The organism is Pseudomonas sp. SA195, from assembly GCF_054131565.1.
Genome location: NZ_CP096392.1, coordinates 1114233 through 1139739, shown reverse-complemented (window position 1 = coordinate 1139739; position 25507 = coordinate 1114233). Strand labels below are relative to the sequence as shown.

Below are 25507 nucleotides of genomic sequence, written 5' to 3'. Positions count from 1 at the left end.
CAACAACAAAACCAAAAGGGTATCCGCATGACCTCCAAGCTCGCACCGCTCTCGCTGGCTCTGGCCGGCACGCTTCTCGCTGCGCCCGCCTTCGCCGACGACATGCTGCACTGGCAGAACAACAGCCTCACCTACCTGTACGGCAAGGACTACAAGATCAACCCGCCCATCCAGCAGACGCTGACCTTCGAACACGCCAGCGGCTGGGCCTGGGGCGACATGTTCCTGTTCATCGACAACATCTTCTACAACGGCGTCAGCGGCAGCGATGGCCACACCTATTACGGCGAGTTCAGCCCGCGTCTGTCGCTGGGTAAGCTCAGCGGCCAAGACCTGGCCTTAGGCCCGGTCAAGGACGTGCTGCTCGCCGCCACCTATGAGCGCGGCGAGAGCACCGACGGCGTACCGAACCAGAACTACCTGCTCGGCCCGGCGGTTGACCTCGACGTGCCAGGCTTCGATCGCCTGGCCATCAACCTTTACTACCGCAAGCCGGACGGCAGTACCGGCAAACCGGCCGGCCAGTGGCAAGTCACGCCAACCTGGGCGATCACGATCCCGGTGGGCAAGTCCGACATCCTCTTCGATGGCTTCATCGACTGGGTGGTAAACGACGCCGGGTCCGAGCGCCGCGGGGACTTCGTCTCGAAGAACCTGCACATCAACCCGCAGATCAAGTACGACCTGGGCAAGGCACTCGACGGGGAGCCGGGACGGCTCTACGTGGGCTTCGAGTACGACTACTGGTCGAACAAGTACGGGATCGAGGATGGCGGGTTCGTCAGCCGTAACTTCGTGGGGCCAACCGACCAGAACACGGCGAGCTTCCTGGTGAAGGCGCATTTCTAGAGCCGCTGCCGCGCTTGTAAAGGAAAGGAAAAAGGCGACCTGCGGGTCGCCTTTTTCGTGGTCAGCGCTTTCGGCTACAACCGGAAACTTCCCATCTGCCGCCCCAGGTCTTCCGCCAGCTGCGAAAGCGCCTGGCAGTCGCTCCGGCAGGCTTGCACGTCCCGCGCCGTAGCCTGCGCCAGGTCGGCGATACCCTGCACGTTATGAGTGATTTCCTCGGTCACGCTGCTCTGCTCCTCGGTCGCCGCTGCGACCTGGGTGTTCATGTCGCTGATCGCCTCGACCTGCTCGGTGATGGCGCTCAGCGACTGTCCGGTGCGCTGGCTGGCCTGCACACCCGTCCCCGTCGCCGCCTGACCGGCATGCATCGAATTCACAGCGGTCTGCGCGCCGTTCTTGAGCCCCTGAATCATTTGCTGGATCTCATCGGTCGACGTCTGGGTACGGCTGGCCAGGGTACGTACCTCGTCGGCAACGACGGCGAACCCGCGCCCCATTTCGCCGGCACGGGCGGCCTCGATCGCGGCGTTCAGGGCCAGCAGGTTGGTCTGTTCGGAAATGCTACGGATCACCGCCAGCACCTTGTCGATGGACGCGACCTGCTGCGCCAGGTCAGTCACCGACTCGGCCGCGTGGCCGATCTCGCCGGACATCCGCTCGATATGCGCGATGGACTCGCCAACGACCGTGCGCGCCTGCATCGCCTCGCTGCGCGCACCTTGCGAGGCCTGCGCCGCGTTGCTCGCGTTACGGGCGATTTCCTGCACGGTGAGGCCCATTTCGTGCACGGCGGTAGCGACCATGTCCGTCATCTCGTGCTGGCGACCGGCACGCGTCGCCGTGTTGTCGACCACCTGCGCCACCTGGCCGACGGCCGTTCGCAATTGCTGGCTGGTCGTCAGCACGTCGCCGATCAACACTCGCAGGCTTGCGATGAAGCGGTTGAAGCCGCGAGCCAGGTCACCCAGCTCATCGGCGCGGCTCTCGTCCAGGCGTCGAGTCAGGTCCCCGCCGCCTCCGCCGATTTCGACCAACGCCTGGGTGACCTGCCGGATCGGCTTGACCAGCCCACGCGCGAGCCAGACGACCAAGCCCAGGAAGAACAGCGCGATACAGGCACCGATCAGGCTGATGGTCCACAAGGTGCGACGCGCCTCGGCGAAGATTTCCGCTTCCGGCACTTCGCTTACCAGGACCCAGCCTAGGCTTTCTAGCGGGCGGGCGATTGCCAGGTACGCTTCGCCGTCCCGATCGAAGCGCACCGCATCGCGTGTGCCGCCCAGCAGTTGGCGAGCGGCGTCGCTCCCGGCCAGCGTGCCAAGCTCAGTACGGTCGTTGTGCTCGGCACGTGGATGCACCTTGATCCGCCCGTCCGCGTTGACCAGATACACCTCACCCCGCTCGCCAAAACGGAAATTGCTGATCAGCTCGGACATGCTGCTCAAGCTGTAGCCGAGACCGGCGACGCCCAACGTGCGCCCGCCCGACTCAATCCGCTGGTTGATGAACAGCGTGGGCTGGCGGGTGGTCTTGTCGATGTCGATCTCGAAGCGCCGTTCGATGCTGCTGTCGGCCAGGCTATAGAACCAGGCATCACCAGCAGCACTGCGGCTGAGCGTGCGTGACAGCCCAGCCTCGGAATAGTAGTTGCCGCTCTCAAGCACGGCGATGGAGGTCGTCAACGCCTTCTGTTGAGCCTTGACGCCCTCCAGGTAGCGGCCGACCGCATCGGCATCGAGCCCCGTTTCGCCGCTGCGCAGCCAGTCATGGACCAAGGCATTGCTGGCGATCCCCGCCGTGGCAGTGATGGGCGCGGTCAACGTGCGCTCGATGTCCTTGCCGATGGCGCCGACGTTCGCCGGTAGCGCCTGCCCCACCAGGTAGCGCTCGGCCAGCCGATTGACCGCGGATGAATACACAAGGATCACGATCAGCAGGCTGGTCAGCAGGGCCGCCCCCATGCTGACGATCAACTGCCACTGGATACTGCGTTGCATGAAAGGCATAGGGTGACCCTCGAGCACAGGATTAAGTACACATCTATCAGCAAAAATGTATACAACTTGAATTTCTGACGCCAGGTATTTATCGACTGCACGGACGAGAGGCTGGAGGACCGTCCGGCGGACCGTCATGCATCAGGCGAACAGCAGCGTTGGCGACCGGCCAGCGAGCGTTCCGCTTCCTTGAGACGGCCGGGACGCAGGTGCTAGGATTCCCGCCCGGCCAACCGGCCTCGCAGGTAGTGAATCGAAGGGGCCCATGACCAGTATCCGCGAGCGCAACAAAGAACTGATCCTCCGTGCGGCAAGCGAGGAATTTGCCGAGAAAGGCTTCGCCGCGAGTAAGACGAGCGACATCGCCGAGCGCGCCGGGCTGCCCAAGCCCAACGTCTACTACTACTTCAAGAGCAAGGAAAACCTGTACCGCGAGGTGCTGGACAGCATCGTCGAGCCCTTGCTGCAAGCCTCCGAGCCGTTCAACCAGCCGGGCCATCCGGCCGACGTCTTGCGCGCTTACATTCGCACCAAGATCCGAATCTCGCGGGAGCACGCCTGCGCCTCCAAGGTTTTCGCCAGCGAGATCATGCATGGCGCACCACACCTACCCGCCGAGCGTGCCGAGCAGCTCAACGCCCAGGCGAGCCACAACGTCGCCTGCATTCAACGGTGGATCGACGACGGCTTGATGGCCCCGGTCGATCCTCACCATCTGCTGTTCAGCATCTGGGCGGCGACCCAGACCTACGCCGATTTCGATTGGCAGATTTCTACCGTGACCGGCAAGGCCAGGCTCGACGACTCCGATTACGATGCCGCCGCCGAGACCATCATCCGCCTGGTGATCAAGGGCTGCGACGTTCAGGACGCCGTGCCACACGGCTGATCGCCCCGGTCCGTCGCCCTGCCCGGCAAAGGCTTGAATCCTCGACGGGCGGCTCTGCGGCAAGCGATGTGTTTTGATAACGTTTTGCCATACAGGACGGCGCCAACTTTTGACGTATGTCCTGCGCGTATCAATACTGGCGAACAAGCGGCCCGGAAAAAGGAAATTCTTTTGAGCCACCTGCGCAGCAGCCTGTCGCGACAACTGTTACGTATCGTCCTGCTGTCGGCGCTGGCCGTCGGGCTGGTATTGAGTTGCTCGCAGATAATCTACAACGCCTATAGCACTCGCCAGTTGATAGATGCGGAGGCGCAACGCATCCTCCGCATGACGCGCGATCCGTCTACTCAGGCTATTTACAGCCTCGACAGGGAAATGGGCGCGCAGGTGATGGAAGGCCTTTTCCAGCACGAATCGATCCGCAAGGCAGCCATCGGTCACCCCGGCGAGGATCCGCTGGCGTTCAAGTCCCGTCCATTGTCCGAGCAGCCGACCCGCTGGATCACCGACCCCATCCTCGGGCGCGATCAGAATTTTTCGATCCCCCTGATCGGCCGACCGCCCTACAACGAATATTACGGCGACCTCAGCATCACCCTGGACACCGCGCGCTATGGCGAGGAGTTTGTCAGCAATTCGCTGGTCATCTTCATCGTCGGCATGCTGCGCGCGCTGACGCTGGGGCTCGTGCTCTACCTGATCTACGAGTGGCTGCTGACCCGGCCGCTGACCAAGCTCATCGAGCACCTGTCCAACATCAATCCCGATCGCCCCAGCGAGAACAAGCTGCCCATGCTAAAGGGGCACGAAGGCAATGAACTGGGCCTGTGGGTGGAAACAGCAAACGGCCTGCTCGCCTCGATCGAACGCAACATGCAGCTGCGCCACGCCGCCGAGAGCAACCTGGAGCGCATGACGCAGTTCGACTTCCTGACCGGCCTGCCCAACCGGCTCCAGCTGCAGCAGCAACTGGACCACATCCTGACCGAGGCCGCGCGGCTGCAGCGCCGAGTGGCCGTGCTGTGCCTGGGCCTCGACGACTTCAAAGGCGTTAACGAGCAGTACAGCTACCAGAACGGCGACCGCATGCTGATCGCCCTCGCCGACCGCCTGCGCAAGCAGAGCGGGCGCATCGGCGCGCTGGCCCGCCTCGGCGGCGACCAATTCGTGATGATCCTTTCCGGGTTCGACAAGCCCTACGAAGCCGCCGAACTGGCGCAGCAGGTGCTCGACGACCTGGAACGGCCCATCGTCCTTGACCGAGACAACGTCCGCCTGCGGGCGACCATCGGTATCACGCTGTTTCCAGAGGATGGGGACAGCACCGAGAAGCTCCTGCAAAAGGCCGAACAGACCATGACCCTGGCCAAGAGCCGGGCACGCAATCGCTACCAGTTCTACGTCGCCAGCATCGACAGCGAGATCCGCGAGCGGCGGGAATTGCAGAAAGACCTTGCCGAGGCCATCCAGCGCGGCGAATTCAGGCTGGTGTATCAGCCGCAGATCGATTACCGGCTCAAGCGCATCACCGGTGTCGAGGCCCTGCTACGCTGGTCGCACCCCAGCGGTCGGATGGTTCCGCCGGACATCTTCATCCCGCTGGCCGAGCAGAACGGCAGCATTATCACGATCGGCGAATGGGTGCTGGACCAGGCCTGCCGCCAACTTCGCGAGTGGCATCAGCAAGGCTTCACCGGGCTGCGCATGGCAGTGAACCTGTCGACGGTCCAGTTGCACCATGCCGAGCTCCCTAACGTGATCGGCAACCTGTTGGCGACCCACCAGTTGCCGCCGGAAACGCTGGAGCTCGAGGTAACCGAAACCGGGCTGATGGAAGACATCGCCGCCGCCACGCATAACCTGCACAGCCTGCGCCGCTCCGGCGCGCTGATCGCCATTGATGATTTCGGCACTGGCTATTCGTCGCTGAGTTATCTCAAGAGCCTGCCGCTGGACAAGATCAAGATCGACAAGAGCTTCGTCCGCGACATGGACGCCGACGAAGGCGATGCCACCATCGTGCGCGCGATCATCCACCTGGCACGCAGCCTTGGCATGCAGGTCATCGCCGAAGGCGTGGAAACCGCGGAGCAGGAGCGTTACCTGGTTACCGAGGGATGCGACGAAGGCCAGGGTTACTACTACAGCAAACCCGTTCCCGCCGACGAGCTGGTAAACCTGCTGCGCCAGTCCTTGCGCTTCGAACGCACGTTCAATCCCGAGACGCTCTGACGTGAACAGTCAGGTCCAGCTAGTTGCCACGAGTAGCGCACCGAGCATGCAGAATAAGGCGCCACCCAGCGCCTGCCAGCGATAGCGCCGCACCAGCACTTCCTCGCCATGGCTCGACAGTACGAAGGGCAGCCCCTCGTCCGGCTTGGCCAATAAATGCCGGACTGGTTGCACGCTGGCGAGACGATGCCTCGCTTCGGCTTCAAGCCCGGCAGCCAGCCGTACCCGCTGCCATTCGGCCACATCGAGCTGGCCGTCACGGTTGTTGTCGAAACGCCGCAACAGGCCATCGTACTCGCCCTTCCATTCTCGGATGACCTCCCCTCGCGCGGCCTCCAACGCCAGACCTGCTCGCCCACCACCGTCGCTACGAAAGTCTCCTACCGCATACAGGGGCTCACCCAGATGCAGCCGCTCCTCGGTATAGCGATAACGCCGGGTGCCGCCGAGCCACGCCCGCAGGCCGGTGACGGGCAGCCCGCGAGGATGACGCACGTCTCCCGACCACCGATCGCGACGGCTAGGCAGCACCTCCGCGCCGCGGGTGTCGATCAGGCAATCGCCGCTCCCGTCGAACAGCCTGAGCAAAGCGCTGCTGGCGCCTTGCTCGACGACCCGCCAGCTTCCACGCTTGCTGGTCTCACGATATTCCTCGATGCGGTAGCGCCACCACAGGCATGGTGTGCCTGTCAGCGGGGCGATTTGCTGGGGTGCGTCGACCAATTCGGCCAGCACGCCGGCGAGCTCGACGTAACCCTGTGCGGCCGAGCGGATTCGCGAGGTGGGGGTGTCCTGAAGATGACGCAGCCGCGTCCAGCGCCCGATCCAAAGCCAGCCACCGGCCAGCGCCAACGCGGCACCCACCGCAGGCTGCAGCCAAGCCCCATCCATCAGGTGCGGTCGAACAAGGGCTTGAGGTCGACATCCGCACGCTCGGCCTCGCTGAACTGCAGCAGCGCCGCTTCGCGAAAGCCAAAGGTGCGTGCCAGCAGCACATCCGGGAATTGTTCTATGCGGACATTGTTCAAGTTGACCGCCTCGTTATACAGCTCCCGGCGATCGGCGATTCCGCTTTCCAGCCCGCTGATACGCTGCTGGAGATGGCGAAAGCTCTCGCTTGCACGCAGCTCGGGGTAGCTTTCAGCCACAGCGAACAGCCTGCCAAGCCCCGCGCGCAAGCCCGTCTCCGCCTGGCCTAACGCCGCGACATCGCCCTGCTCGCGCGCGCTCGAGACGGCATTGCGCGCCTTGATGACCTGCTCCAGCGTGGACCGCTCATGCTGCATGTATTGCTTGCAGGCCTCGACCAGCTTGGGCAACTCCTCATGGCGCTGTCGCAACAGCACGTCAATGTTCGACCAGGCCTTGCCGACGCCATGCTTGAGGCGCACCAGCCCGTTATAGAGCACAACCGCATAGGTGACGGCGAGAAACAGCAGAACCAACAGGATCACGGCGCTCGGGCTCATTAGGCCACTCCATGGATAAGGGATAGCGGCATTCTAGCGACAGCCGTGCACCGCATACGCGATGGGCTGCACGCAATTTCTTTGCACAAAATGAAAATCTTTCGCATTATGCTCCGATACCGTTTGTCGCAGCCTGGCTGCCGACGCGTTCATACAAACCCGCAAGCAAAGGAACCCGCCATGCTACGCACACCCGTCTGGGCAACCGCCAGCCTGTTGGCTGTCGCCATTTCTCTCGCTGGTTGCGGCGAAGACAAAGCGCCCGCCGAACAGGCCAGCGCACCGCAAGCCACCACCCAGAGCGAGCCGGCAGCGGCTGCGCCCGAGGCTGCAGCAGCGACGGTGAACAGCGAAGCGGCCCAGGCCGTGGTCAAGCACTACGCCGACATCGCCCACGCGGTATTCAGTGACGCTCACAGCACGGCCCTCAAGCTTCAGGAAGCCGTTGACCAACTGCTGGCCAACCCGACCGACGAAACCCTGCAAGCTGCGAAAGAGGCCTGGTTGGCCGCTCGCGTCCCCTACATGCAGAGCGAAGTGTTCCGCTTCGGCAACCCGGTGGTTGATGACTGGGAAGGCCAGCTCAACGCCTGGCCGCTGGACGAAGGCATGATCGACTACGTGGACGGCGACTATCAGCACGCGCTGGGCAACCCGGGTGCGACCGCCAACATCATCGCCAACAAGGAAATTCAGGTTGGCGAAGACAAGATCGACGTCAGTGACATCACCGGCGAAAAGCTGGCCAGCCTGAACGAGCTGGCTGGCTCCGAAGCCAACGTCGCCACCGGCTACCACGCGATCGAATTCCTGCTTTGGGGCCAGGACCTCAACGGCACCGAAGCGGGCGCAGGTCAGCGTCCGGTCAGCGATTTCGTCGAGGGTGATGGCTGCACCGGCGGCAACTGCGACCGCCGTCGCGCCTACCTGAAGGCGGCCACCGAGCTGCTGGTCAGCGATCTCGAAGAGATGGTCAACGAGTGGAAACCGGGCGCCGACAACTATCGCGCCAGCCTGGAGAAGGAATCGGCGGAGAACGGCTTGCGCAAGATGCTGTTCGGCATGGGCAGCCTCTCGCTGGGTGAGCTGGCTGGCGAGCGCATGAAGGTCGCGCTGGAAGCCAACTCCCCTGAGGACGAGCACGACTGCTTCAGCGACAACACCCACAACTCGCACTACTACAACGCCAAGGGCATCCGTAACGTCTACCTGGGCGAGTACGACCGCGTCGACGGAAGCAAGCTGACCGGCCCAAGCCTGGCCTCGCTGGTCGAAGGCGTGAACCCGGAGCTCAACAGCACGCTGAAGGCGGATCTGGAAACCACCGAAGCCAAAATGCAGGTCCTGGTTACGAGCGCCGAGAACGGTGAAGCCTTCGACCAATTGATTGGCCCGGACAATAGCGAAGGCCAGCAAAAGGTTCGCGACGCGATTGGCGCGCTGGTCAAGCAGACCGGCTCGATCGAAAGCGCTGCCGCCGCGCTTGGCATCAGCGACCTGAACCCCGACACCGCCGATCACGAGTTCTGATCGCTGTCGACCGGCTGCAGCGCAAGGCTGCAGCCTTTCCAGCCCGCCAGCGCCTCATCCGAGCCTGCCTGGCGGGCCTGGCCTCCTGAATGAAAATTGCTCTTATTTAGCCGCGCCCGGCCTGCTAAGATTGCCGCCCCTTACAAGGTCCTGGTCACTCGATGCGCCCGTCATGCCGTTCAGCTCTCGTCCTGCTATTTGCGCTCGCGCTCGGCGCCTGCGACAAGTCGGCCCCTCGCTTCGAGCAGGCTGAACCTGGCGAAGCCCTCTCGGCTGGCAGCGCAACGATCAAGCGATTCGACCAGAACGCCTTCTCCATGCCCGCCGCCAACCTGGCGCCGATCAGACGTGTGGATTTCAGCGTCGGCAACAGCTTTTTCCGCAACCCCTGGGTGATCGCGCCCGCCTCGACAACGGCCCGCGACGGCCTCGGGCCGCTGATGAACACCAATGCCTGCCAGAACTGCCATATCAAGGACGGTCGCGGGCACCCGGTCGAAGGCGACGCGGGCCATGCCGTTTCGATGCTGGTACGCCTTTCCATACCCGCCCAAGACGGCCATGCGGAGGTGCTCAGGCAGCGCGGTATCGCGCCGGAGCCGACCTATGGCGGGCAGCTACAGGACATGGCCATCCCTGGCGTCGCGCCAGAGGGCAAGGTCCGTCTCGACTACCGCACCCATACCGAACGGTTCGCCGATGGCCATGAAGTCGAGCTTCGCACGCCCCTGTTGAAAATCTCGCAGTTGGGCTATGGCCCTCTGCATCCGGAGACGCTGTTTTCAGTGCGCGTGGCGCCACCGATGATCGGTCTCGGGCTCCTCGAAGCCATCCCCGAAGCGGCGCTGCTGGCTCATGCCGACCCGGATGACCGCAACGGCGACGGCATTTCCGGCCGCCCCAACCGCGTGTTCGACCAGGCGACCGGCGAAACGGTGATGGGCCGCTTCGGTTGGAAGGCCGGCCAGCCTTCGCTCAACCAGCAAAATGCCGACGCGTTCTTCAACGACATGGGATTGAGCACCCGCTTGTTCAACGGCACCAGCTGCACCGAGCGCCAGCAGGAATGCCGCGCGCTGCCCAACGGCGGTGAACTTGAGGTGAGCGACAATATTCTGGCCCAGGTGCTGTTCTACAGCCGCAACCTCGGCGTGCCGGCGAGGCGCAACGTGGGCGACGCTCAAGTGTTGGCCGGCAAGGGCCTTTTCCACCAAGCCGGCTGCCAGCGCTGCCACGTGCCCGCCTTCACCACGGCCGCCGACGCCGCCGAACCGGAGCTGGCCAACCAGCTCATCCGCCCTTATACCGACCTGCTGCTGCATGACATGGGTGAAGGCCTCGCCGATGGCCGGCCCGAGTTCGAAGCCAGCGGCCGCGAATGGCGCACGCCGCCCCTCTGGGGAATCGGGCTGACCGAAACGGTCAATGGGCATACCCAGTTTCTGCACGATGGCCGTGCGCGCAACCTGCTCGAGGCGATCCTCTGGCACGGTGGCGAAGCGGAGCAGGCAAAACAGGCCGTGCTTGGCTTTGGCCAGGTCGAACGCCAGGCCCTATTGGCCTTTCTCGAATCACTCTAGTCATGAAACAGCGATTCCATTCCACAGCGAGGAGCACCATGTACGCGAATTCCTGTCTACGGCTAGCCGCCGTCACTGCCGTGGGATTGTTACTCAGCGCCTGCGCACCTAGCGATCCTTACGCCGAAACGAGCCAAGCGCTTGCCGACGACGTCCTGCTCCCCGCCTACACCCAGTGGGCCGAGGCCAACCGGCGCATGGCCGCCAGCAGCATCGCGTTCTGCGCCGGCAACGAGGAACTGCAGGCCACACGCGAGACCTTCCTCGCCGCGCAGTTCGCCTGGGCCGGGCTGCAACCGATACTCATCGGCCCCATGGGCGAAGGCAACCGCGCCTGGCAAGTGCAGTTCTGGCCTGACAAGAAGAACCTTGTCGGCCGCCAGGTCACCGCCCTGCTCAAGCGCAAACCCAACCTCACGCAAGCGGACATCGAGAATGGCAGCGTCGTGCTGCAGGGTCTGACTGCTTACGAGTACGCGCTGTACGACAAAGCCGTGGACCTCACCGACAAGGCCACCAAGGCACGCTATTGCCCTCTGCTGGAGGCCATCGGCGAGCACCAGCAGAAGCTGTCCGCGGACATGCTGCAGGTTTGGGAAGCGGAAGATGGCATGGCTGCACAGCTCAAGGAATTTCCCAACGAGCGCTACGCCGACGCCAATGAAGCCATTTCCGACATCATGCGCGTTCAGGTCACGGCATTGGACGGCCTGAAGAAAAAGCTCGGTGCGCCACTGGGGCGTCAGAGCAAAGGCCATCCCCAGCCGTTCCAGGCTGAGGCCTGGCGCAGCGATGCCACCCTTGGCAGCATCGACGCCGCATTAGCCGGTGCTCAGCGCCTATGGCAAGGCGCGGATGATGACGGCCTGAAGCGCTTGGTGCCCGCTGATCAGAAGGAGCTGGTGTCTCGCATTGATGTCGCTTACGCCACCACGCGCAAGCACCTCGCCGACGCCATGGTGCCGTTCAGCGAGCTCATCGCCGACGAACCGGGACGTGAACGCCTCAACGCCCTCTATGACGACTTGAACACCCTGCACCGTCTGCATCAGACCGAACTGGCGCGCGCGCTGGGCGTACAGATAGGCTTCAACGCTCACGACGGAGATTGATATGAAGCGCCGCGCATTCCTAGGCCTGGGCGGTGCCCTGGTCGCTGCTACCGCAGTCGGTGGCTGGACACTCACCCACGCCTCGGATCAACCGCTCCTGTTGTCTGCACGCGACGATAGCGATGGCAGGCACTACGCGGTGGGCTATCGCCTCGACGGCACTCGCGTGTTCGCCACGCCGGTGGCCGAGCGCTGCCACGATATCTACGCCCACCCGCACCTGCCACTGGCCGTATTCGTCGGCCGCCGCCCTAGCCGCGAGAGCTACCTGATCGACAGCCGTGACGGCACCTTGCTACAGGTCATCACCGCGGCGCCGGATCGCCACTTCTACGGGCACGGCGTCTTCCATGCCAGCGGCGATCGCTTCTACGCCACCGAAAACGACACCTCCGATGCCGGCCGCGGCGTGCTTGGCGTCTACCGGGTCGAGGAGCGCCAACTGGTTCGCATCGGCGAGCACGCCACCCATGGCATCGGCCCGCACCAACTCCTCTGGATGCCGGATGGCGAGACGCTGGTCATCGCCAACGGTGGCATCCGCACCGAAGCCGATAGCCGAGAAATGATGAACCTCGACGCCATGGAGCCGAGCCTGGTGCTGCTGCGCCGCGATGGCACCCTGGTGAGCAAGGAGCAGTTGCCCGAGCAGATGAACAGCGTGCGTCACCTCGCGGTCGCGGCCGACGGTACCGTGGTATCCGGCCAGCAGTACGAAGGCGACGCCATGGACCGCGCGCCGCTGCTGGCAATCAAGCGCCCCGGCCAGCCCTTCCAGCCCTTCCCGCTTGAAGAGGCGCAGCGCATGGCGATGAACCAGTACACCGCCAGCTTGGCAATCCACGATCGCCTGCGGTTACTCGCCGTCACAGCGCCGCGCGGCAACACCGTGTTCGTCTGGGACCTGGATAGCACGGCGCTGCGTGCCGAGATCCACCTGCCCGATTGTGCTGGCGTCGCCTCGGTCGAGACCGGTTTCGTGGTGACCTCAGGCCAGGGGCGCTGCCGCTTGCTCGACTGCACCGGTGACCGCTTCGCCAGCACTCCCCTTCAACTCCCGGCAGGGCTTTGGGACAACCACATGCGCTTGGTCTGAGCACGTTCAAGTATCGAGGCCGTAGGCCGAAATAGGGTGCGACATGGACGTCGTCGGCCATCGGCGCGCCCTGCGTCAGCGGCAATACCTCACTCGATGCGAGACCGTTCATGACGCTCAATAAATCCCTGCGTGCACAAATGCTGGCGCTGATCGCCGGCAGCCTGGCGACGATGCTCATCATCGCGCTGGCCAGCTTTTCCTTCCTATCCAAGGACATTGCGGCTTACCAGCAGCTGCTTAAAGGCCCCATCGAAGCCTCACGGTTGATCGATCAAGCCAATCTTGAATTCAAGATTCAGGTGCAGGAATGGAAGAACGTCCTGCTGCGGGGCAAGTCCGTCGAAAACCTCGATAAATACTGGCAGAGCTTCGAATCGCAGGAAGCCAAAGTGCAAGCGCTCCTAACCACCCTGGTACAAGCCAACCAGCACGACGCCGCTCTGGCCACTCAACTGCAAAGTCTGCAAAACGAACACCGCAAGCTGGGTGCCGCATACCGAGTGGGTCGCGATGCATTTCTCGCCGCTGATGCAGACCCCAGCGCTGGAGACGCCGCCGTCAAGGGTATCGATCGTGCGACCAGCGACCAGCTCAGCGCACTGGTCAATCAATTGCGCAACTCCGCGCAGCAAAGCGCCTCGACGATCAGCCAGGCGGCAGACCAGGCAATCGTCGCGGGGTCACTGATCATGTTGGCCGCTGGCGTGCTGGTCTCGCTGTTCAGCCTCTGGCTGGTCAACCGCAACCTGATTTCGCCGATCCGCCATTTAATCGACCACATCGCCCGCCTCAGCCAGGGGCAGTTCGCCGAGCGGGTCGACAGCAGCCGCCAAGATGAACTGGGTCGCCTGGCCGTAGCGGCCAATGTGCTTCGAGATTTCCTCGCCGACACGTTCACCCGTCTCCAGCGCAGTACCTCGGACCTGGACAGCGCCAGCGGCGAGTTGAACGCGATTGCCGCCCTCATGGGCCAGGGCACCCGCGACCAGTTCTCGCGCACCGACCAGGTCGCCACCGCTATGCATGAGATGTCCGCCACAGCGCAGGAAGTCGCGCGCCACGCCGCCGAAGCGGCACGTGCCGCTGACGCTGCCGACGGCTCGGCCCAAGACGGCGAACAGGTCATGCGCTCAACCATCGACACCATCACGTACATGCGCGGTGAGATCAGCAACACCGCCAACGTCATCCGCCGGCTTGAAGCCGACAGCGGGCGCATCGGCAAGGTGCTCGAGGTGATTAGGGGGATCGCCGACCAGACCAACCTACTTGCCTTGAACGCGGCGATCGAAGCGGCACGTGCCGGCGACGCCGGGCGGGGGTTCGCCGTGGTGGCCGACGAGGTTCGCACCTTGGCGCGCCGCACTGCCGATTCGACTGCTGAAATCCACCAGATCATCGACACCGTACAGACCGGTGCCGTGGACGCGGTCAAAGCGATCGAAAGCGGGCAGACCCATAGCGACAAGGGTGTCGAGCAAGTGACCGAGGCGGGCGACATGCTGCAGCGCATCACCCAGGAGATCGAGGCGATTCGCGATATGAACCGTCAGATCGCCACCGCTGCCGAAGAGCAGACCTCAGTGGCCGAGGACATCTCTCGCAACCTGATCGAGATCACCCAAATCGCGACGACCAATCTGGACAACGTCAATCGCACCGAGAGGGCCAGCCAAAATCTGCATGACCTGTCGACCGGCCTGAGCGACGTCACCCGCCGCCTGGCCAGCTGACCCGGCACACCGTGGCAGGCCGGCCACTCTGTCGTGCCTGCCTGCCCTGTCCGCTTTCGCCGGCCGCGAATGCCCGCCCTCCCCTTTACTTGCGTTCGCTTCGCGGCTAACGTCTCTCGCCTCAGTGGACTGCCTGGTCCAGATAACAACACAACGAGGCTAGCCGAAGGCTGCACTCGTGATGCGTGTCCCTCGGCTGCCTCTCAACGGCATTAGCAGCCGGCTCATCTCTCCAAGGAATACGGAACATGTGGCGCCGCATGCTGTTCATGCTCGGCGCGGTGATCGTCGTGGTACTGATCCTCGCCGCGCTCAAATTCAACACCATCTACTCGCAGATCCAGCAGTTCAAGGCGCCCAAGCCACCCATCGCCGTGGAAGTCCACGAAGCACGCCGTGAGCCATGGCAGAGTCGACTGCCGGCCATCGGTACGCTGACCGCCTCGCAAGGTATCGACCTCACCGTCGAGATTGCCGGCACGATCAGTGACGTCCAGTTCCGCTCCGGCGAACGAATCGCGAAAGGCCAGCCCGTGGTACTGCTCGACAGCGAGGTCGAACGCGCCAGCCTGGCCGCCGCCGAGGCCGACCTGCGCCTGGCCAAGGCCGAGTTCGAGCGTGCGCGCAGCCTGGTGGACCGCCAGGCCATCTCCCGCAGCGAATACGACCGTCTCAACGCCGAGTCGCAAAAAGCCGCTGCCACCGTGGCGCAACTCAAGGCCACCCTGGCGAAGAAGCGCATCGTTGCGCCCTTTTCCGGGACCATCGGCATCCGTCAGGTCGACGTCGGGGATTTCGTCGCTGCCGGTACGCCATTGGCGACCTTGCAGGATCTGTCCACCCTCTTCGTCGATTTCTATTTGGCTGAGCAACAGGTGCCGCTACTCGCCCTCGACCAAACGGTGCAAGTCCGAGTCGCGGCGTTTCCTGGCGAGCGGTTCGACGGCCGGATCGTGGCCATCAACCCCAAGGTCGAGGTCACCACGCGAAATGTTCAGGTTCGTGCCGAGCTGGCGAACCCCGGTCAACGCCTGCTGCCCGGCATGTTCGCCGATCTGCAGGTCGTGCTGCCGAAGAACGCGCCGCAAGTGATCGTTCCAGAGACGGCGATCACCTACACCCTCTACGGCAACTCGGTGTTGGTGGTGAAGGAAGGTCAGCCGCCCGAAGGTGAGGAAGCAGAGGCAACGGACCGGGGCACCGAACCCTACCTGGTTGTCCAGAGACGCTTCGTCAGGACCGGCGAGCGTCGGGATGGCCAGGTAGTGGTCCTCGAAGGCCTCGAGGCTGGGGAGCAGGTGGTCGTAGCGGGCCAGCTCAAGCTCGACAATGGCGCCCACGTGTCGATTGCCGAGTCACGCACCCTGGAGCGCGCACCAGACGCTCCTTCCACCTCCCGCTGATTGGGCGCTAGGGACACGCTATGGCCTTTACAGACCCCTTTATCCGTCGTCCGGTGCTCGCCAGCGTCATCAGCCTGCTGCTCGTGCTGCTCGGGCTCCAAGCGTTCACTAGCTTGGTGATCCGCCAATACCCGCAGATGGAAAGCGCGCTGATCACCGTGACCACCGCCTACCCCGGCGCCAATGCCGAGACCATTCAGGGCTACATCACCCAGCCGCTGCAGCAGAGCCTGGCCAGCGCCGAAGGGGTCGACTACATGACCTCGGTGAGCCAGCAGAACGTTTCCATTATTTCCGTCTACGCCCGCATCGGCGCCGATACTGACCGGCTCTACACCGAGCTGCTCAGTCAGGCCAACTCGGTCAAGAACCAGCTACCGCAAAATGCAGAAGACCCGGTACTGAACAAGCAGGCCGCCGATTCGACCGCGCTGATGTATATCAGCTTCTACAGCGACCAATTGACCAACCCGCAAATCACCGATTACCTGTCGCGCGTGATCCAGCCGAAACTGGCGACGCTCCCAGGGATGGCGGAAGCGGAAATCCTCGGCAACCAGGTGTTCGCGATGCGCCTGTGGCTGGACCCGGTGAAACTGGCTGCCTACGGCCTGGCCGCCTCGGACATCAACGATGCCATTCGCAAATACAACTTCCTCGCCGCCGCTGGCGAGGTGAAAGGCCAATACACCGTCACCAGCATCAACGCCGACACCGAACTGAAGACACCGGAAGCCTTCGCCCGCATTCCGGTCAAGACCGAAGGCGACAGTCGGGTGCTGCTCGGCGACGTAGCGCGGGTCGAGATGGGCGCCGAAAGCTACGACGCCGTCAGCTCCTTCGACGGTATTCCTTCGGTCTACATCGGCATCAAGGGCACACCCAGCGCCAACCCGCTGGACGTGATCGAAGAAGTCCGCGCGGTGATGCCACAGATCGAGTCGCAGCTGCCGCCCGGCCTGAAAGTGACCATTGCCTATGACGCGACGCGCTTCATCCAGGCGTCCATCGACGAGGTGGTCAAGACGCTCGCCGAAGCGGTAGTGATCGTCATCGTCGTGGTATTTCTCTTCCTCGGGTCGCTGCGCTCGGTGCTGATCCCGGTGGTGACCATCCCGCTGTCGATGATCGGCGTGCTGTTCGTCATGCAGGCCATGGGGTACTCGATCAACCTGCTCACCTTGCTGGCGATGGTTCTGGCGATCGGCCTGGTGGTGGACGACGCGATCGTCGTGGTGGAGAACATCCACCGGCACATCGAGCAGGGCAAGACGCCCTTCCAGGCGGCAATCGACGGCGCCCGCGAGATCGCTATGCCCGTGGTCACCATGACCATCACGCTGGCGGCGGTCTATGCACCCATTGGCTTCCTGCAAGGGCTGACCGGTGCGCTGTTCCAAGAGTTCGCGTTGACGCTGGCGGGCGCCGTGCTGATCTCCGGCATCGTGGCGCTGACCCTGTCGCCGATGATGTGCTCGCGGCTGCTGCGCCACGAGGAGAATCCCAGCGGCCTTGCCCACCGGCTGGATCTGCTGTTCGATCGCTTGAAGCGGCGATACCAACGTGCCCTGCACAGCACGCTCGACACCCGCCCGGTCGTGTTCGTTTTCGCGGTGATCGTACTCGGCCTGATTCCGGTATTGCTGATGTTCACCGAAAGCGAACTGGCGCCCGAAGAGGACCAAGGCATCATCTTCATGATGGCAAGCGCGCCGCAGACCGCCAACCTCGACTACCTGAACGCCTACACGGACCAGTTCCTCGAGATTTTCAAGTCGTTCCCCCAGTACTACTCCTGGTTCCAGATCAATGGATTCAACGGCGTGCAGAGTGGCATTGGCGGCTTTCTCATGACGCCGTGGGATGAACGCGAGCGCACACAGATGGAGGTGCTCCCCGAGGTGCAGGCTAAGATCGACCGAATCCCAGGGCTGCAGGTGTTTGGCTTCAACCTGCCTTCGTTACCTGGCACGGGCGAAGGCTTGCCGTTCCAGTTCGTGATCAACACGGCCAGTGACTATGAGTCGCTGCTGCAAGTGACTGAACGCATCCGGGAGAAGGCGCAGGCCTCAGGCAAATTCGCTTTTCTCGACGTCGACCTGGCATTCGACAAGCCCGAGGTGGTCGTGGACATCGACCGGGAAAAGGCCGCGCAGATGGGCGTCAGCATGGAAGACCTCGGCCTGACCCTGGCGACTCTACTCGGTGAAAGCGAGATCAACCGCTTCACCATTGAGGGCCGAAGCTACAAGGTGATCGCCCAGGTAGAGCGTGCCTACCGCGACAATCCAAGCTGGCTGAGCAATTACTACGTGAAGAACGAGCGCGGCGAGATGCTGCCGCTGTCGACGCTGATCACCGTCAGCGACCGTGCCAGGCCAACCCAGTTGACGCAATTCCAGCAACTCAACGCGGCGACCATTCAGGGCTTCCCCATCGTCAGCATGGGCGAGGCCATCGAAACGTTACGCAGTATCGCCTCCGAGGAAGCGCCGCAGGGCTTTACCTTCGACTATGCCGGGGCGTCGCGCCAATACATTCAGGAAGGCACCGCCCTGTATGCGACCTTTGGTCTCGCGCTGGCAGTGATCTTTCTGGTGCTTGCTGCGCAGTTCGAAAGCTTCCGCGATCCGCTGGTAATCCTGGTCACGGTACCGCTGTCGATCTGCGGCGCGCTGGTGCCCCTATTCCTGGGGCTATCGAGCATGAACATCTACACCCAGGTCGGGCTGGTGACGCTGATCGGCCTGATCAGTAAACACGGGATCATGATCGTCGAATTTGCCAACCAACTGCGCCGCGAGCGTGGCCTAAGCCGCCGGGAGGCGGCCGAAGAAGCCGCGGCCATTCGCCTGCGGCCCGTACTGATGACCACCGCGGCGACGGTGTTCGGCATGGTTCCGCTTATCGTTGCCAGCGGGGCCGGCGCGGTCAGTCGCTTCGACATCGGCCTGGTGATCGCTACCGGCATGACCGTAGGTACGTTGTTCACACTGTTCGTGCTGCCGGCCGTCTACAGCCTGTTGGCGAGCCCCGACCGGCAAACGGATGGGCAGGAACACGCGCACCTGGCATAGCAGGCCGCTCGGTGGCTCGTCCGTTGACGGGCCTCCGCCCGTTTTTGGAATGTGCCGCGCTGTCAGCTACGGCTGACCAGGCTCTGTGACAGCCCGTACATGAACAGCAAGAGATCATGATCCGGCCGAACGTCCGCTGGAGAGGCCTGGACCACACGCGGAGTGGGACACAGGCTGCCGAGGTCGCTTCGGGCGATCACTCGGGCGTCGGGCTCGCTCCAAGCCGCGGCGCACAACGAAGCGACGCCCAGCGCGCCGACCATGAACAGTCCTCGAGCTAATTCCAGCTTCATCGCGCAACCCTTTGATATGTCGTGATTCGAGAACCTGACCATAGACCAGGGAAAAGCCTGTCGCTCGGTCTAGCGACCAACGGTCAATCGCTTCTGTGCAGCGAGCCGACAGCGTCGCGATCCAGGTTGCCAGCGACGGATGACGGCGCCATGACTTGCACGCGGCGGGCAAAAAAAAGCCCCGCACGAGGCGGGGCTTTTTTTACAGCGAGGCAGGTGCCAGTCGGCTTACATCATGCCGCCCATGCCACCCATGCCGCCCATGTCCGGCATGGCCGGAGCAGGCTTGTCTTCTACGATCTCAGCGATCATGGCTTCGGTGGTGATCATCAGGCCGCCAATGGACGCCGCCGCCTGCAGAGCAGAACGGGTGACCTTGGCCGGGTCGAGGATACCCATTTCGATCATGTCGCCGTACTCGTCGGTCGACGCGTTGAAGCCGTAGTTGCCCGAACCCTGCTTGACCTTGTCGACCACGACGCTCGGCTCGCCACCGGCGTTGGCGACGATCTGGCGCAGCGGTGCTTCGACAGCACGACGCAGCAGCGTGATACCGACGTTCTGGTCTTCGTTCTCGCCCTTGAGCTCGGAGATGGCCTGCAGCGCGCGCACCAGGGCAACACCGCCGCCAGGTACCACGCCTTCTTCGACGGCTGCACGAGTCGCGTGCAGGGCGTCTTCGACGCGGGCCTTCTTCTCTTTCATCTCGACTTCGGTGCCGGCACCGACCTTGATCACGGCAACACCGCCAGCCAGCTTGGCCAGACGCTCTTGCAGCTTCTCTTTATCGTAGTCGGAGGTGGTGTCTTCGACCTGCTTGCGGATCTGCGCAACGCGGGCTTCGATGTCGACCTGCTGACCAGCGCCGTCGATGATGGTGGTGTTTTCCTTGTTCAGCACGACGCGCTTGGCGTTACCCAGGTGCTCCAGGGTAGCGGTTTCCAGGCTCAGGCCGACTTCTTCGGAAATCACGGTACCGCCAGTCAGGATGGCGATGTCCTGAAGCATGGCCTTGCGGCGGTCGCCGAAGCCAGGCGCCTTGACAGCCGCGACCTTGACGATGCCGCGCATGTTGTTGACGACCAGGGTCGCCAGCGCTTCGCCTTCGACGTCCTCAGCAACGATCAGCAGCGGACGGCCAGCCTTGGCAACACCTTCCAGCACCGGCAGCAGTTCGCGGATGTTGGAGATCTTCTTGTCGACCAACAGCAGCATCGGGCTGTCCAGTTCGGCAACCATGGTGTCCGGCTTGTTGATGAAGTAAGGAGACAGGTAGCCGCGGTCGAACTGCATGCCTTCTACGACGGACAGTTCGTTTTCCAGGCCCGAGCCCTCTTCAACGGTGATCACACCTTCTTTACCAACTTTTTCCATGGCTTCGGCAATGATCGCGCCGATGGAGCTGTCGGAGTTGGCAGAGATGGTGCCAACCTGAGCGATGGCCTTGAAGTCAGCGCAAGGCTTGGACAGGTTCTTCAGCTCGCTGACGATGGCGATGGTCGCCTTGTCGATGCCGCGCTTCAGGTCCATCGGGTTCATGCCAGCAGCGACGGCTTTCAGGCCTTCGTTGACGATGGCTTGAGCCAGAACGGTCGCGGTAGTGGTGCCGTCACCGGCCTCGTCGTTGGCCTTGGACGCGACGTCCTTGACCAGCTGTGCGCCCATGTTCTCGAAGCGATCCTTAAGCTCGATTTCCTTGGCAACGGAAACGCCGTCCTTGGTGATGGTCGGAGCGCCGAAGCTCTTTTCCAGAACCACGTTGCGGCCTTTCGGGCCGAGGGTCGCTTTTACCGCGTCAGCCAGGACGTTGACGCCAGTGAGCATCTTCTTGCGAGCGGAGTCGCCGAACTTAACTTCTTTAGCAGCCATGTTGATTCTTCCTCAAATTCTGTTGATGGAACGCAGTCGCTTAGCAGCGAGCGCTGATCAGGCTTCGACGACGGCGAGGATTTCGTTCTCGCTCATCACCAGCAGGTCTTCACCGTCGACCTTGACGGTGTTGCTGCCGGAGTAAGGGCCAAACACGACCTTGTCGCCAACCTTGACGGCCAGGGCGCGCACTTCGCCGTTGTCCAGAACGCGGCCAGTGCCAACAGCGACGACTTCGCCACGGTTCGGCTTTTCGGCAGCGGAGCCCGGCAGGACGATGCCGCCTGCGGTCTTGGTTTCTTCTTCGCTGCGACGAATCACGACGCGGTCATGCAGAGGACGAAGCTTCATTGTCGATCTCTCCTAGTACGGTGGTTTCCATGCCGACGCTCATGCATCGGCGGGTTGGGCAAATCCGGCGGTGCCGGTTGCGGCCCGCAATGCGAGCCGCGGAAGACGGACTGTCAAATCGCGACAGCGACCTTTCGGTGTCCGCTACATGCGGGCGGGCAAAATGAATTCAAGGGGCGAGTCGCGATTTTTTTCATTGAGAAACGAAAAAGGCATGCTGGAGCATCCCTTTGATCGATCGCCTCGTTTCTTACTTGTCGCGGCGCTCCCACTCCCCTTCGATCACATTCGGACGCTGGTTGGCCGGCTGCTCGCCGCTTCGCTGGCGCAGGTCATCCTCGAAGGCGCGGCGGCGCTGCGCCTGGAGCTCGATACGGCGCCCGACCATGCCCAGAAAAAAGCGGCGGGTCGGCGGAAACAGCACCAGCAGCGCGATCACGTCGCTGATGAATCCTGGCAAAAACAACAACCCACCGGCGACCGCCATCATCAGGCCCTGGAGCATTTCCTGCTCTGGTAGTTCGCCACGTGCGAGTCGCTCGCGGGCGCGCCAGGCCGTGGCGAAGCCGGCCAGACGCAGTAACAGGATGCCGGCCATGCCACTGATGACCAGCAATAGTAGGGTCGCCAGCACCCCAATAGCGCTGCCGACCTTGATCAGCACGGCCAATTCGGCGATCGGAAAGAGCAGAAACAGAAGCAGGAAGATACGCATCGAAGATCCTTTGGCGGAAGAACGGCTTCCGAAGTGGTGTAGATGACGTCGAGTGGGAGCGGATTCAACCCATGACCGCACCCACCCTGTAACGAATTATTGGTGCCTCGTTCGATCAGGCGCGTGCCATCGATACCAACGCCTGGCGCACAGCACCAGGGTTCCTGCATGGCTCGGGAAACGCCAACCAGTGGATGGCCTGGCCGATGCGCAGGTGAAAGCCTTCGCTGTCGATGCCCACTAACTGTGCTGGCTCGCTTGTCGGCAGGCCGGCCTGCCGGACGTAATGGGCAATCGCAGCGGCATGGTCGGCGTTCATGTGCTCGATCATGCCGCGCTCGAGATCGCTCTCACCGGCAAACGGATTGGCCAACGCGACCTGGTCAAGCCAATGGATGGCACCGAAACCTCCGATGAAACGCCAGCGCACCGGCTGTAGGCACCAGAAATCGAAGTCGTGCGCGCGGTGATAATCACGCGACTCGGGAAAGTATCGGTAGTAGCGCACGGCGGCGGCTTCGATGGCAGACGCACTCTCAAGCTGTCGAGCCTCGGCCAGCACGGTCAATCGACCAGCCGCTTGCACATCCTCGGCGCCGCGCTCCCCCACCAGCAGCGAGCAGCGCAGATCGGCCTTCAGATTGCGGGTGTGCTGGGCGATCCGACTGATCAGCAACAGCGGCCAACCGGCCTCGTCGAGGCAATAGGGTACGGCCGAACCGAAGGGAAATCCTGGCAAGGCATGGGAGTGCGTGGAGAGCACGCCGCGGTATTCCTTGAGCAACAAGAGTCGGGCATGCTTGGTGGCTTCTGCGCTCACGGAGGCTCCTCGGGGCGGGTCGCGACTGGGTCGCACCAGCATACCGATTCGACTTCGCGGCGTCGCGAGCGCCTCGACAGCAGGAGATCACATGCAGCTCGACGACAAGGTCATCATCATTACCGGGGGCGGCCAGGGGCTCGGCCGCGCCATGGGCGAATATCTCGCGGCCAAAGGGGCAAAAGTGGCGCTGGTCGATCTGGACCAGGCGCGACTGGACGACGCGGTGGCCGCCTGCAAGCAGGCCGGTGGTGACGCCCGTGCTTATCTATGCAACGTGGCCGACGAAGCACAGGTCAGCCAAATGGTTGCACGGGTCAGCGAGGATTTCGGCGCACTGGACGGCCTGGTCAACAATGCTGGAATCCTGCGCGACGGGCTGACTGTCAAGGTCAAGGATGGCGAGCTGTCGAAGATGAGTCTGGCTCAGTGGCAGGCCGTGATCGATGTGAACCTGACCGGCGTATTCCTTTGCACGCGGGAGGTCGCAGCCAAGATGATCGAGCTGAAGCGCCCGGGCGCAATCGTTAACATCTCGTCGATCTCACGCGCCGGCAACATGGGCCAGGCTAACTATTCAGCCGCAAAGGCAGGCGTCGCAGCAGACACCGTCGTCTGGGCAAAGGAACTGGCTCGATATGGCATTCGTGTCGCAGGCGTAGCGCCCGGCTTCATCGAGACCGAGATGGTGGCCAGCATGAAGCCCGAAGCACTGGAGAAGATGGCGGCGGGCATCCCGCTGAAACGTCTGGGCAAGCCGATGGAGATTGCCCACTCGGTCGCCTACCTCTTCGAGAATGACTACTTCACCGGACGCATCCTGGAGCTCGACGGCGGGCTGCGCTTGTGATGACAGGCAATTGATCGAGCAGGGGCGCTTGCCACCAGCGCCCCTTCTCGTTTCAGCCAGCCTTACCAGCCGATACCGAAGCCGATGCTATAGCGGGTTTCGTCGAGGTCGCTCTCAGCGCCGCTAACGATGTCCTTCTCGGCCTTCATATTAAGGGACGCCCAGTCGGTCACTTTGTAGCGCAGGCCGACGGCCGCATCGAGTTCGTAATCCGCGACGTTTTCCAGGGGCTTGCCGATCTCGCCCTGGCTGAACAGCTCGAACGTCTTGCCGACGAGGTAGCGGTTGTAGTCCCACTTCATTGCCAGCGAGTAGAAGTCTTCCTTTTCGCCGCTGGCAAATTCGTAGTCACTGCGGTTGAGCAGCGACGCCAGCGAGAACGCGCCAAGCTCGTTGTCCCAGAACTGATAACCGGGACCGGTACCGATGGTGCGCTGGCGGCGCACGTCCTCGATCTTGTCACGCTTGTACTGTAGCCGCCCCTGCCAGAACCAATGCTCGTCGATGAAACGGTCGAGCGCGTACTCAGCGTCCCAGTTGTCGGTGGCCGTTACGCCGTCACGGTATTCACGGTTGTAACTGCCCTTGCCGTTATGCCGCCACAGGCCGTGACGGGCCGAGGTGTCGAAGGCGATGTCGTAGTCGTCCGTGTCGGTTTCGGCGCGCTTGTAATCCACTGCGACGTCGACATTCCCTTTCCAGGTCAGATCTTGAATCAGCGGCTTGGGATGGATGATCTGGGTGATGCTCTTCAACGCGACCGTGCGCGGCGCGTCACCATTGGTCAGGGTGACCTTGCCGTCATCGGCAGCCTGAAGGGATTTCGCGACCTCACCGGTCACGTCATCCTGCTTGACCAGCAGTTGCTGGTCGCTCTCCAGGGTCGCTACCTGGCTCCACTTCACGGGGATGGAGCCGCCGTATTCGGTTTCGATCAGCAGCTTGCCACCGTCGAGCACGCTGATCTTGCCGGTCAAACGGTCGCCATTCTTCAGCCATACGGTATCGGCAAGTGCCGGCAGGGTCAGGGTCGACAGGGCTACGCAAAGCAGGGTTCTGGGAAACATCTTGGGAGGTCTGCGAGAGGGCTAAATGAGAAAGCCTGCCATTATCCTGATGCGCTCGCGGACAACAAGGGCAGACCGCTGAACGGAGCCGCCTGCACACCATCCAGCCCCTGCTTGCCCACGAACCGAGCATGGCCGAAGCTTTGCCGATACGCCCGGCCGATGCCGGCTCACCAGCGGATGCACATGATGAAAGCCAACGAAGAGCGGCACCCAAACGCGCTGCACCCTCTTGATGCCGAGAGCCGCCGGGCTGCCCTGTATCTGGTGCTGGCGCAGATCCCTGAAGGCTGCGTCACCAGCTATGGCGAACTTGCCGCCATGGCCGGCCTCGGTCGCGCGGCTCGCTGGGTCGGACGTGTGCTGTCGCAGCTGCCAGACGATACTCGCCTGCCCTGGCATCGCGTGATGGGTGCCGGCGGGCGGCTGAGTCTGCCAGCCGGCAGCGCGGCTGGCGACGAGCAGCGCGCACGGCTTCGCGCCGAGGGAGTGATGGTCGTCAATGGCCGCGTCGACATACGTCGACACGGCTGGCATTCGCCGGAGCACAGCGGGTAGAGTGCGCGTTCACT

The 25507-nt window shown here is 63.0% G+C and carries 21 protein-coding genes and 1 pseudogene; 12 read left to right on the top strand and 10 right to left on the bottom strand.

Annotation, left to right across the window (positions count from 1 at the left end; all coding sequences use genetic code 11):
• Positions 1-27 precede the first annotated feature (27 nt).
• Positions 28-849: an outer membrane protein OmpK gene (locus tag M1D78_RS05205; protein ID WP_437420257.1), complete on the top strand. Its 822-nt coding sequence runs from the start codon at positions 28-30 to the stop codon at positions 847-849.
• 74 nt (positions 850-923) lie between these two features.
• Here the strand turns inward: M1D78_RS05205 and M1D78_RS05200 are convergent, their stop codons facing one another.
• Both M1D78_RS05200 and M1D78_RS05195 read right to left on the bottom strand, forming a co-directional pair.
• Positions 924-1628, bottom strand: a complete 705-nt coding sequence (locus tag M1D78_RS05200; protein WP_457933578.1) for a methyl-accepting chemotaxis protein — start codon at positions 1626-1628, stop codon at positions 924-926.
• Positions 1629-1829: 201 nt separating this feature from the next.
• A pseudogene (locus M1D78_RS05195) lies at positions 1830-2810 on the bottom strand (cache domain-containing protein); the annotation flags it as partial.
• A 301-nt stretch (positions 2811-3111) separates the two neighbouring features.
• Here M1D78_RS05195 and M1D78_RS05190 point away from each other — a divergent pair.
• Complete coding sequence (locus tag M1D78_RS05190; RefSeq protein WP_437420259.1) at positions 3112-3735, top strand: TetR/AcrR family transcriptional regulator; 624 nt, start codon at positions 3112-3114, stop codon at positions 3733-3735.
• Positions 3736-3906: 171 nt separating this feature from the next.
• Entirely contained in the window at positions 3907-5967 is a 2061-nt protein-coding gene (locus M1D78_RS05185) for a putative bifunctional diguanylate cyclase/phosphodiesterase (RefSeq protein WP_437420260.1), read from the top strand.
• A 9-nt stretch (positions 5968-5976) separates the two neighbouring features.
• Here the strand turns inward: M1D78_RS05185 and M1D78_RS05180 are convergent, their stop codons facing one another.
• Both M1D78_RS05180 and M1D78_RS05175 read right to left on the bottom strand, forming a co-directional pair.
• A complete protein-coding gene (locus tag M1D78_RS05180) occupies positions 5977-6858 on the bottom strand; it encodes a GIDE domain-containing protein (RefSeq protein WP_437420261.1) in 882 nt (293 codons plus the stop codon).
• On the bottom strand, positions 6858-7436 hold the full coding sequence (locus M1D78_RS05175; RefSeq protein WP_437420262.1) for a LemA family protein: 579 nt from the start codon (positions 7434-7436) through the stop codon (positions 6858-6860). The genes M1D78_RS05180 and M1D78_RS05175 overlap by 1 nt, the downstream gene beginning before the upstream one ends.
• Positions 7437-7616: 180 nt before the next feature.
• Here M1D78_RS05175 and M1D78_RS05170 point away from each other — a divergent pair, with 180 nt between their 5' ends.
• From M1D78_RS05170 to M1D78_RS05140, 7 genes are all read left to right on the top strand, one after another.
• Positions 7617-8966: an imelysin family protein gene (locus M1D78_RS05170; protein ID WP_437420263.1), complete on the top strand. Its 1350-nt coding sequence runs from the start codon at positions 7617-7619 to the stop codon at positions 8964-8966.
• A 161-nt stretch (positions 8967-9127) separates the two neighbouring features.
• A complete protein-coding gene (locus M1D78_RS05165; protein ID WP_437420264.1) occupies positions 9128-10546 on the top strand; it encodes a di-heme oxidoreductase family protein in 1419 nt (472 codons plus the stop codon).
• 38 nt (positions 10547-10584) lie between these two features.
• Entirely contained in the window at positions 10585-11658 is a 1074-nt protein-coding gene (locus M1D78_RS05160; protein ID WP_437420265.1) for an imelysin family protein, read from the top strand.
• 1 nt (position 11659) lies between these two features.
• Entirely contained in the window at positions 11660-12754 is a 1095-nt protein-coding gene (locus tag M1D78_RS05155) for a DUF1513 domain-containing protein (protein WP_437420266.1), read from the top strand.
• Between the two features lie 110 nt (positions 12755-12864).
• Positions 12865-14490: a methyl-accepting chemotaxis protein gene (locus M1D78_RS05150; protein WP_437420267.1), complete on the top strand. Its 1626-nt coding sequence runs from the start codon at positions 12865-12867 to the stop codon at positions 14488-14490.
• 248 nt (positions 14491-14738) lie between these two features.
• The gene (locus M1D78_RS05145) at positions 14739-15893 is read left to right on the top strand and encodes an efflux RND transporter periplasmic adaptor subunit (protein ID WP_437420268.1); all 1155 of its coding nucleotides are present in this window, start codon (positions 14739-14741) and stop codon (positions 15891-15893) included.
• A 20-nt stretch (positions 15894-15913) separates the two neighbouring features.
• The gene (locus M1D78_RS05140; RefSeq protein WP_437420269.1) at positions 15914-18970 is read left to right on the top strand and encodes a multidrug efflux RND transporter permease subunit; all 3057 of its coding nucleotides are present in this window, start codon (positions 15914-15916) and stop codon (positions 18968-18970) included.
• Between the two features lie 62 nt (positions 18971-19032).
• Here M1D78_RS05140 and M1D78_RS05135 read toward each other — a convergent pair whose 3' ends face one another.
• From M1D78_RS05135 to M1D78_RS05115, 5 genes are all read right to left on the bottom strand, one after another.
• Positions 19033-19263, bottom strand: coding sequence for a hypothetical protein (locus tag M1D78_RS05135; RefSeq protein WP_437420270.1), 231 nt, complete (start codon positions 19261-19263; stop codon positions 19033-19035).
• Positions 19264-19491: 228 nt separating this feature from the next.
• The gene (groL, locus tag M1D78_RS05130; RefSeq protein WP_437420271.1) at positions 19492-21132 is read right to left on the bottom strand and encodes a chaperonin GroEL; all 1641 of its coding nucleotides are present in this window, start codon (positions 21130-21132) and stop codon (positions 19492-19494) included.
• Between the two features lie 57 nt (positions 21133-21189).
• A complete protein-coding gene (locus M1D78_RS05125; protein WP_003294630.1) occupies positions 21190-21483 on the bottom strand; it encodes a co-chaperone GroES in 294 nt (97 codons plus the stop codon).
• A gap of 250 nt (positions 21484-21733) precedes the next feature.
• Positions 21734-22198, bottom strand: a complete 465-nt coding sequence (locus tag M1D78_RS05120) for an FxsA family protein (protein WP_437420272.1) — start codon at positions 22196-22198, stop codon at positions 21734-21736.
• Positions 22199-22313: 115 nt separating this feature from the next.
• Positions 22314-23018 carry a HugZ family pyridoxamine 5'-phosphate oxidase gene (locus M1D78_RS05115; protein WP_437420273.1) on the bottom strand — a complete coding sequence of 235 codons (705 nt, stop codon included), beginning with the start codon at positions 23016-23018 and terminating at the stop codon, positions 22314-22316.
• Positions 23019-23109: 91 nt separating this feature from the next.
• On the opposite strand from M1D78_RS05115, the gene M1D78_RS05110 reads away from it, so the two are divergent.
• On the top strand, positions 23110-23868 hold the full coding sequence (locus M1D78_RS05110) for an SDR family oxidoreductase (protein ID WP_437420274.1): 759 nt from the start codon (positions 23110-23112) through the stop codon (positions 23866-23868).
• Between the two features lie 62 nt (positions 23869-23930).
• Here M1D78_RS05110 and M1D78_RS05105 read toward each other — a convergent pair whose 3' ends face one another.
• Positions 23931-24935, bottom strand: a complete 1005-nt coding sequence (locus M1D78_RS05105) for a DUF481 domain-containing protein (RefSeq protein WP_437420275.1) — start codon at positions 24933-24935, stop codon at positions 23931-23933.
• A 189-nt stretch (positions 24936-25124) separates the two neighbouring features.
• Between M1D78_RS05105 and M1D78_RS05100 the strand changes: the two genes are divergently transcribed.
• Positions 25125-25493 carry an MGMT family protein gene (locus M1D78_RS05100; protein ID WP_437420276.1) on the top strand — a complete coding sequence of 123 codons (369 nt, stop codon included), beginning with the start codon at positions 25125-25127 and terminating at the stop codon, positions 25491-25493.
• Positions 25494-25507 lie beyond the last annotated feature (14 nt).

What these genes read in the sequence shown, in the direction of transcription:
- M1D78_RS05155 (WP_437420266.1), top strand. Translation starts at nt 11,660, where the DNA reads ATGAAGCGCCGCGCATTCCTAGGCCTGGGCGGTGCCCTGGTCGCTGCT.
- M1D78_RS05105 (WP_437420275.1), bottom strand. Translation starts at nt 24,935, where the DNA reads ATGTTTCCCAGAACCCTGCTTTGCGTAGCCCTGTCGACCCTGACCCTG.
- M1D78_RS05150 (WP_437420267.1), top strand. Translation starts at nt 12,865, where the DNA reads ATGACGCTCAATAAATCCCTGCGTGCACAAATGCTGGCGCTGATCGCC.
- M1D78_RS05205 (WP_437420257.1), top strand. Translation starts at nt 28, where the DNA reads ATGACCTCCAAGCTCGCACCGCTCTCGCTGGCTCTGGCCGGCACGCTT.
- M1D78_RS05110 (WP_437420274.1), top strand. Translation starts at nt 23,110, where the DNA reads ATGCAGCTCGACGACAAGGTCATCATCATTACCGGGGGCGGCCAGGGG.
- M1D78_RS05200 (WP_457933578.1), bottom strand. Translation starts at nt 1,628, where the DNA reads ATGGGCCTCACCGTGCAGGAAATCGCCCGTAACGCGAGCAACGCGGCG.
- M1D78_RS05180 (WP_437420261.1), bottom strand. Translation starts at nt 6,858, where the DNA reads ATGGATGGGGCTTGGCTGCAGCCTGCGGTGGGTGCCGCGTTGGCGCTG.
- M1D78_RS05120 (WP_437420272.1), bottom strand. Translation starts at nt 22,198, where the DNA reads ATGCGTATCTTCCTGCTTCTGTTTCTGCTCTTTCCGATCGCCGAATTG.
- M1D78_RS05135 (WP_437420270.1), bottom strand. Translation starts at nt 19,263, where the DNA reads ATGAAGCTGGAATTAGCTCGAGGACTGTTCATGGTCGGCGCGCTGGGC.
- M1D78_RS05175 (WP_437420262.1), bottom strand. Translation starts at nt 7,436, where the DNA reads ATGAGCCCGAGCGCCGTGATCCTGTTGGTTCTGCTGTTTCTCGCCGTC.
- M1D78_RS05140 (WP_437420269.1), top strand. Translation starts at nt 15,914, where the DNA reads ATGGCCTTTACAGACCCCTTTATCCGTCGTCCGGTGCTCGCCAGCGTC.
- groL (WP_437420271.1), bottom strand. Translation starts at nt 21,132, where the DNA reads ATGGCTGCTAAAGAAGTTAAGTTCGGCGACTCCGCTCGCAAGAAGATG.
- M1D78_RS05100 (WP_437420276.1), top strand. Translation starts at nt 25,125, where the DNA reads ATGAAAGCCAACGAAGAGCGGCACCCAAACGCGCTGCACCCTCTTGAT.
- M1D78_RS05165 (WP_437420264.1), top strand. Translation starts at nt 9,128, where the DNA reads ATGCGCCCGTCATGCCGTTCAGCTCTCGTCCTGCTATTTGCGCTCGCG.
- M1D78_RS05145 (WP_437420268.1), top strand. Translation starts at nt 14,739, where the DNA reads ATGTGGCGCCGCATGCTGTTCATGCTCGGCGCGGTGATCGTCGTGGTA.
- M1D78_RS05170 (WP_437420263.1), top strand. Translation starts at nt 7,617, where the DNA reads ATGCTACGCACACCCGTCTGGGCAACCGCCAGCCTGTTGGCTGTCGCC.
- M1D78_RS05190 (WP_437420259.1), top strand. Translation starts at nt 3,112, where the DNA reads ATGACCAGTATCCGCGAGCGCAACAAAGAACTGATCCTCCGTGCGGCA.
- M1D78_RS05125 (WP_003294630.1), bottom strand. Translation starts at nt 21,483, where the DNA reads ATGAAGCTTCGTCCTCTGCATGACCGCGTCGTGATTCGTCGCAGCGAA.
- M1D78_RS05160 (WP_437420265.1), top strand. Translation starts at nt 10,585, where the DNA reads ATGTACGCGAATTCCTGTCTACGGCTAGCCGCCGTCACTGCCGTGGGA.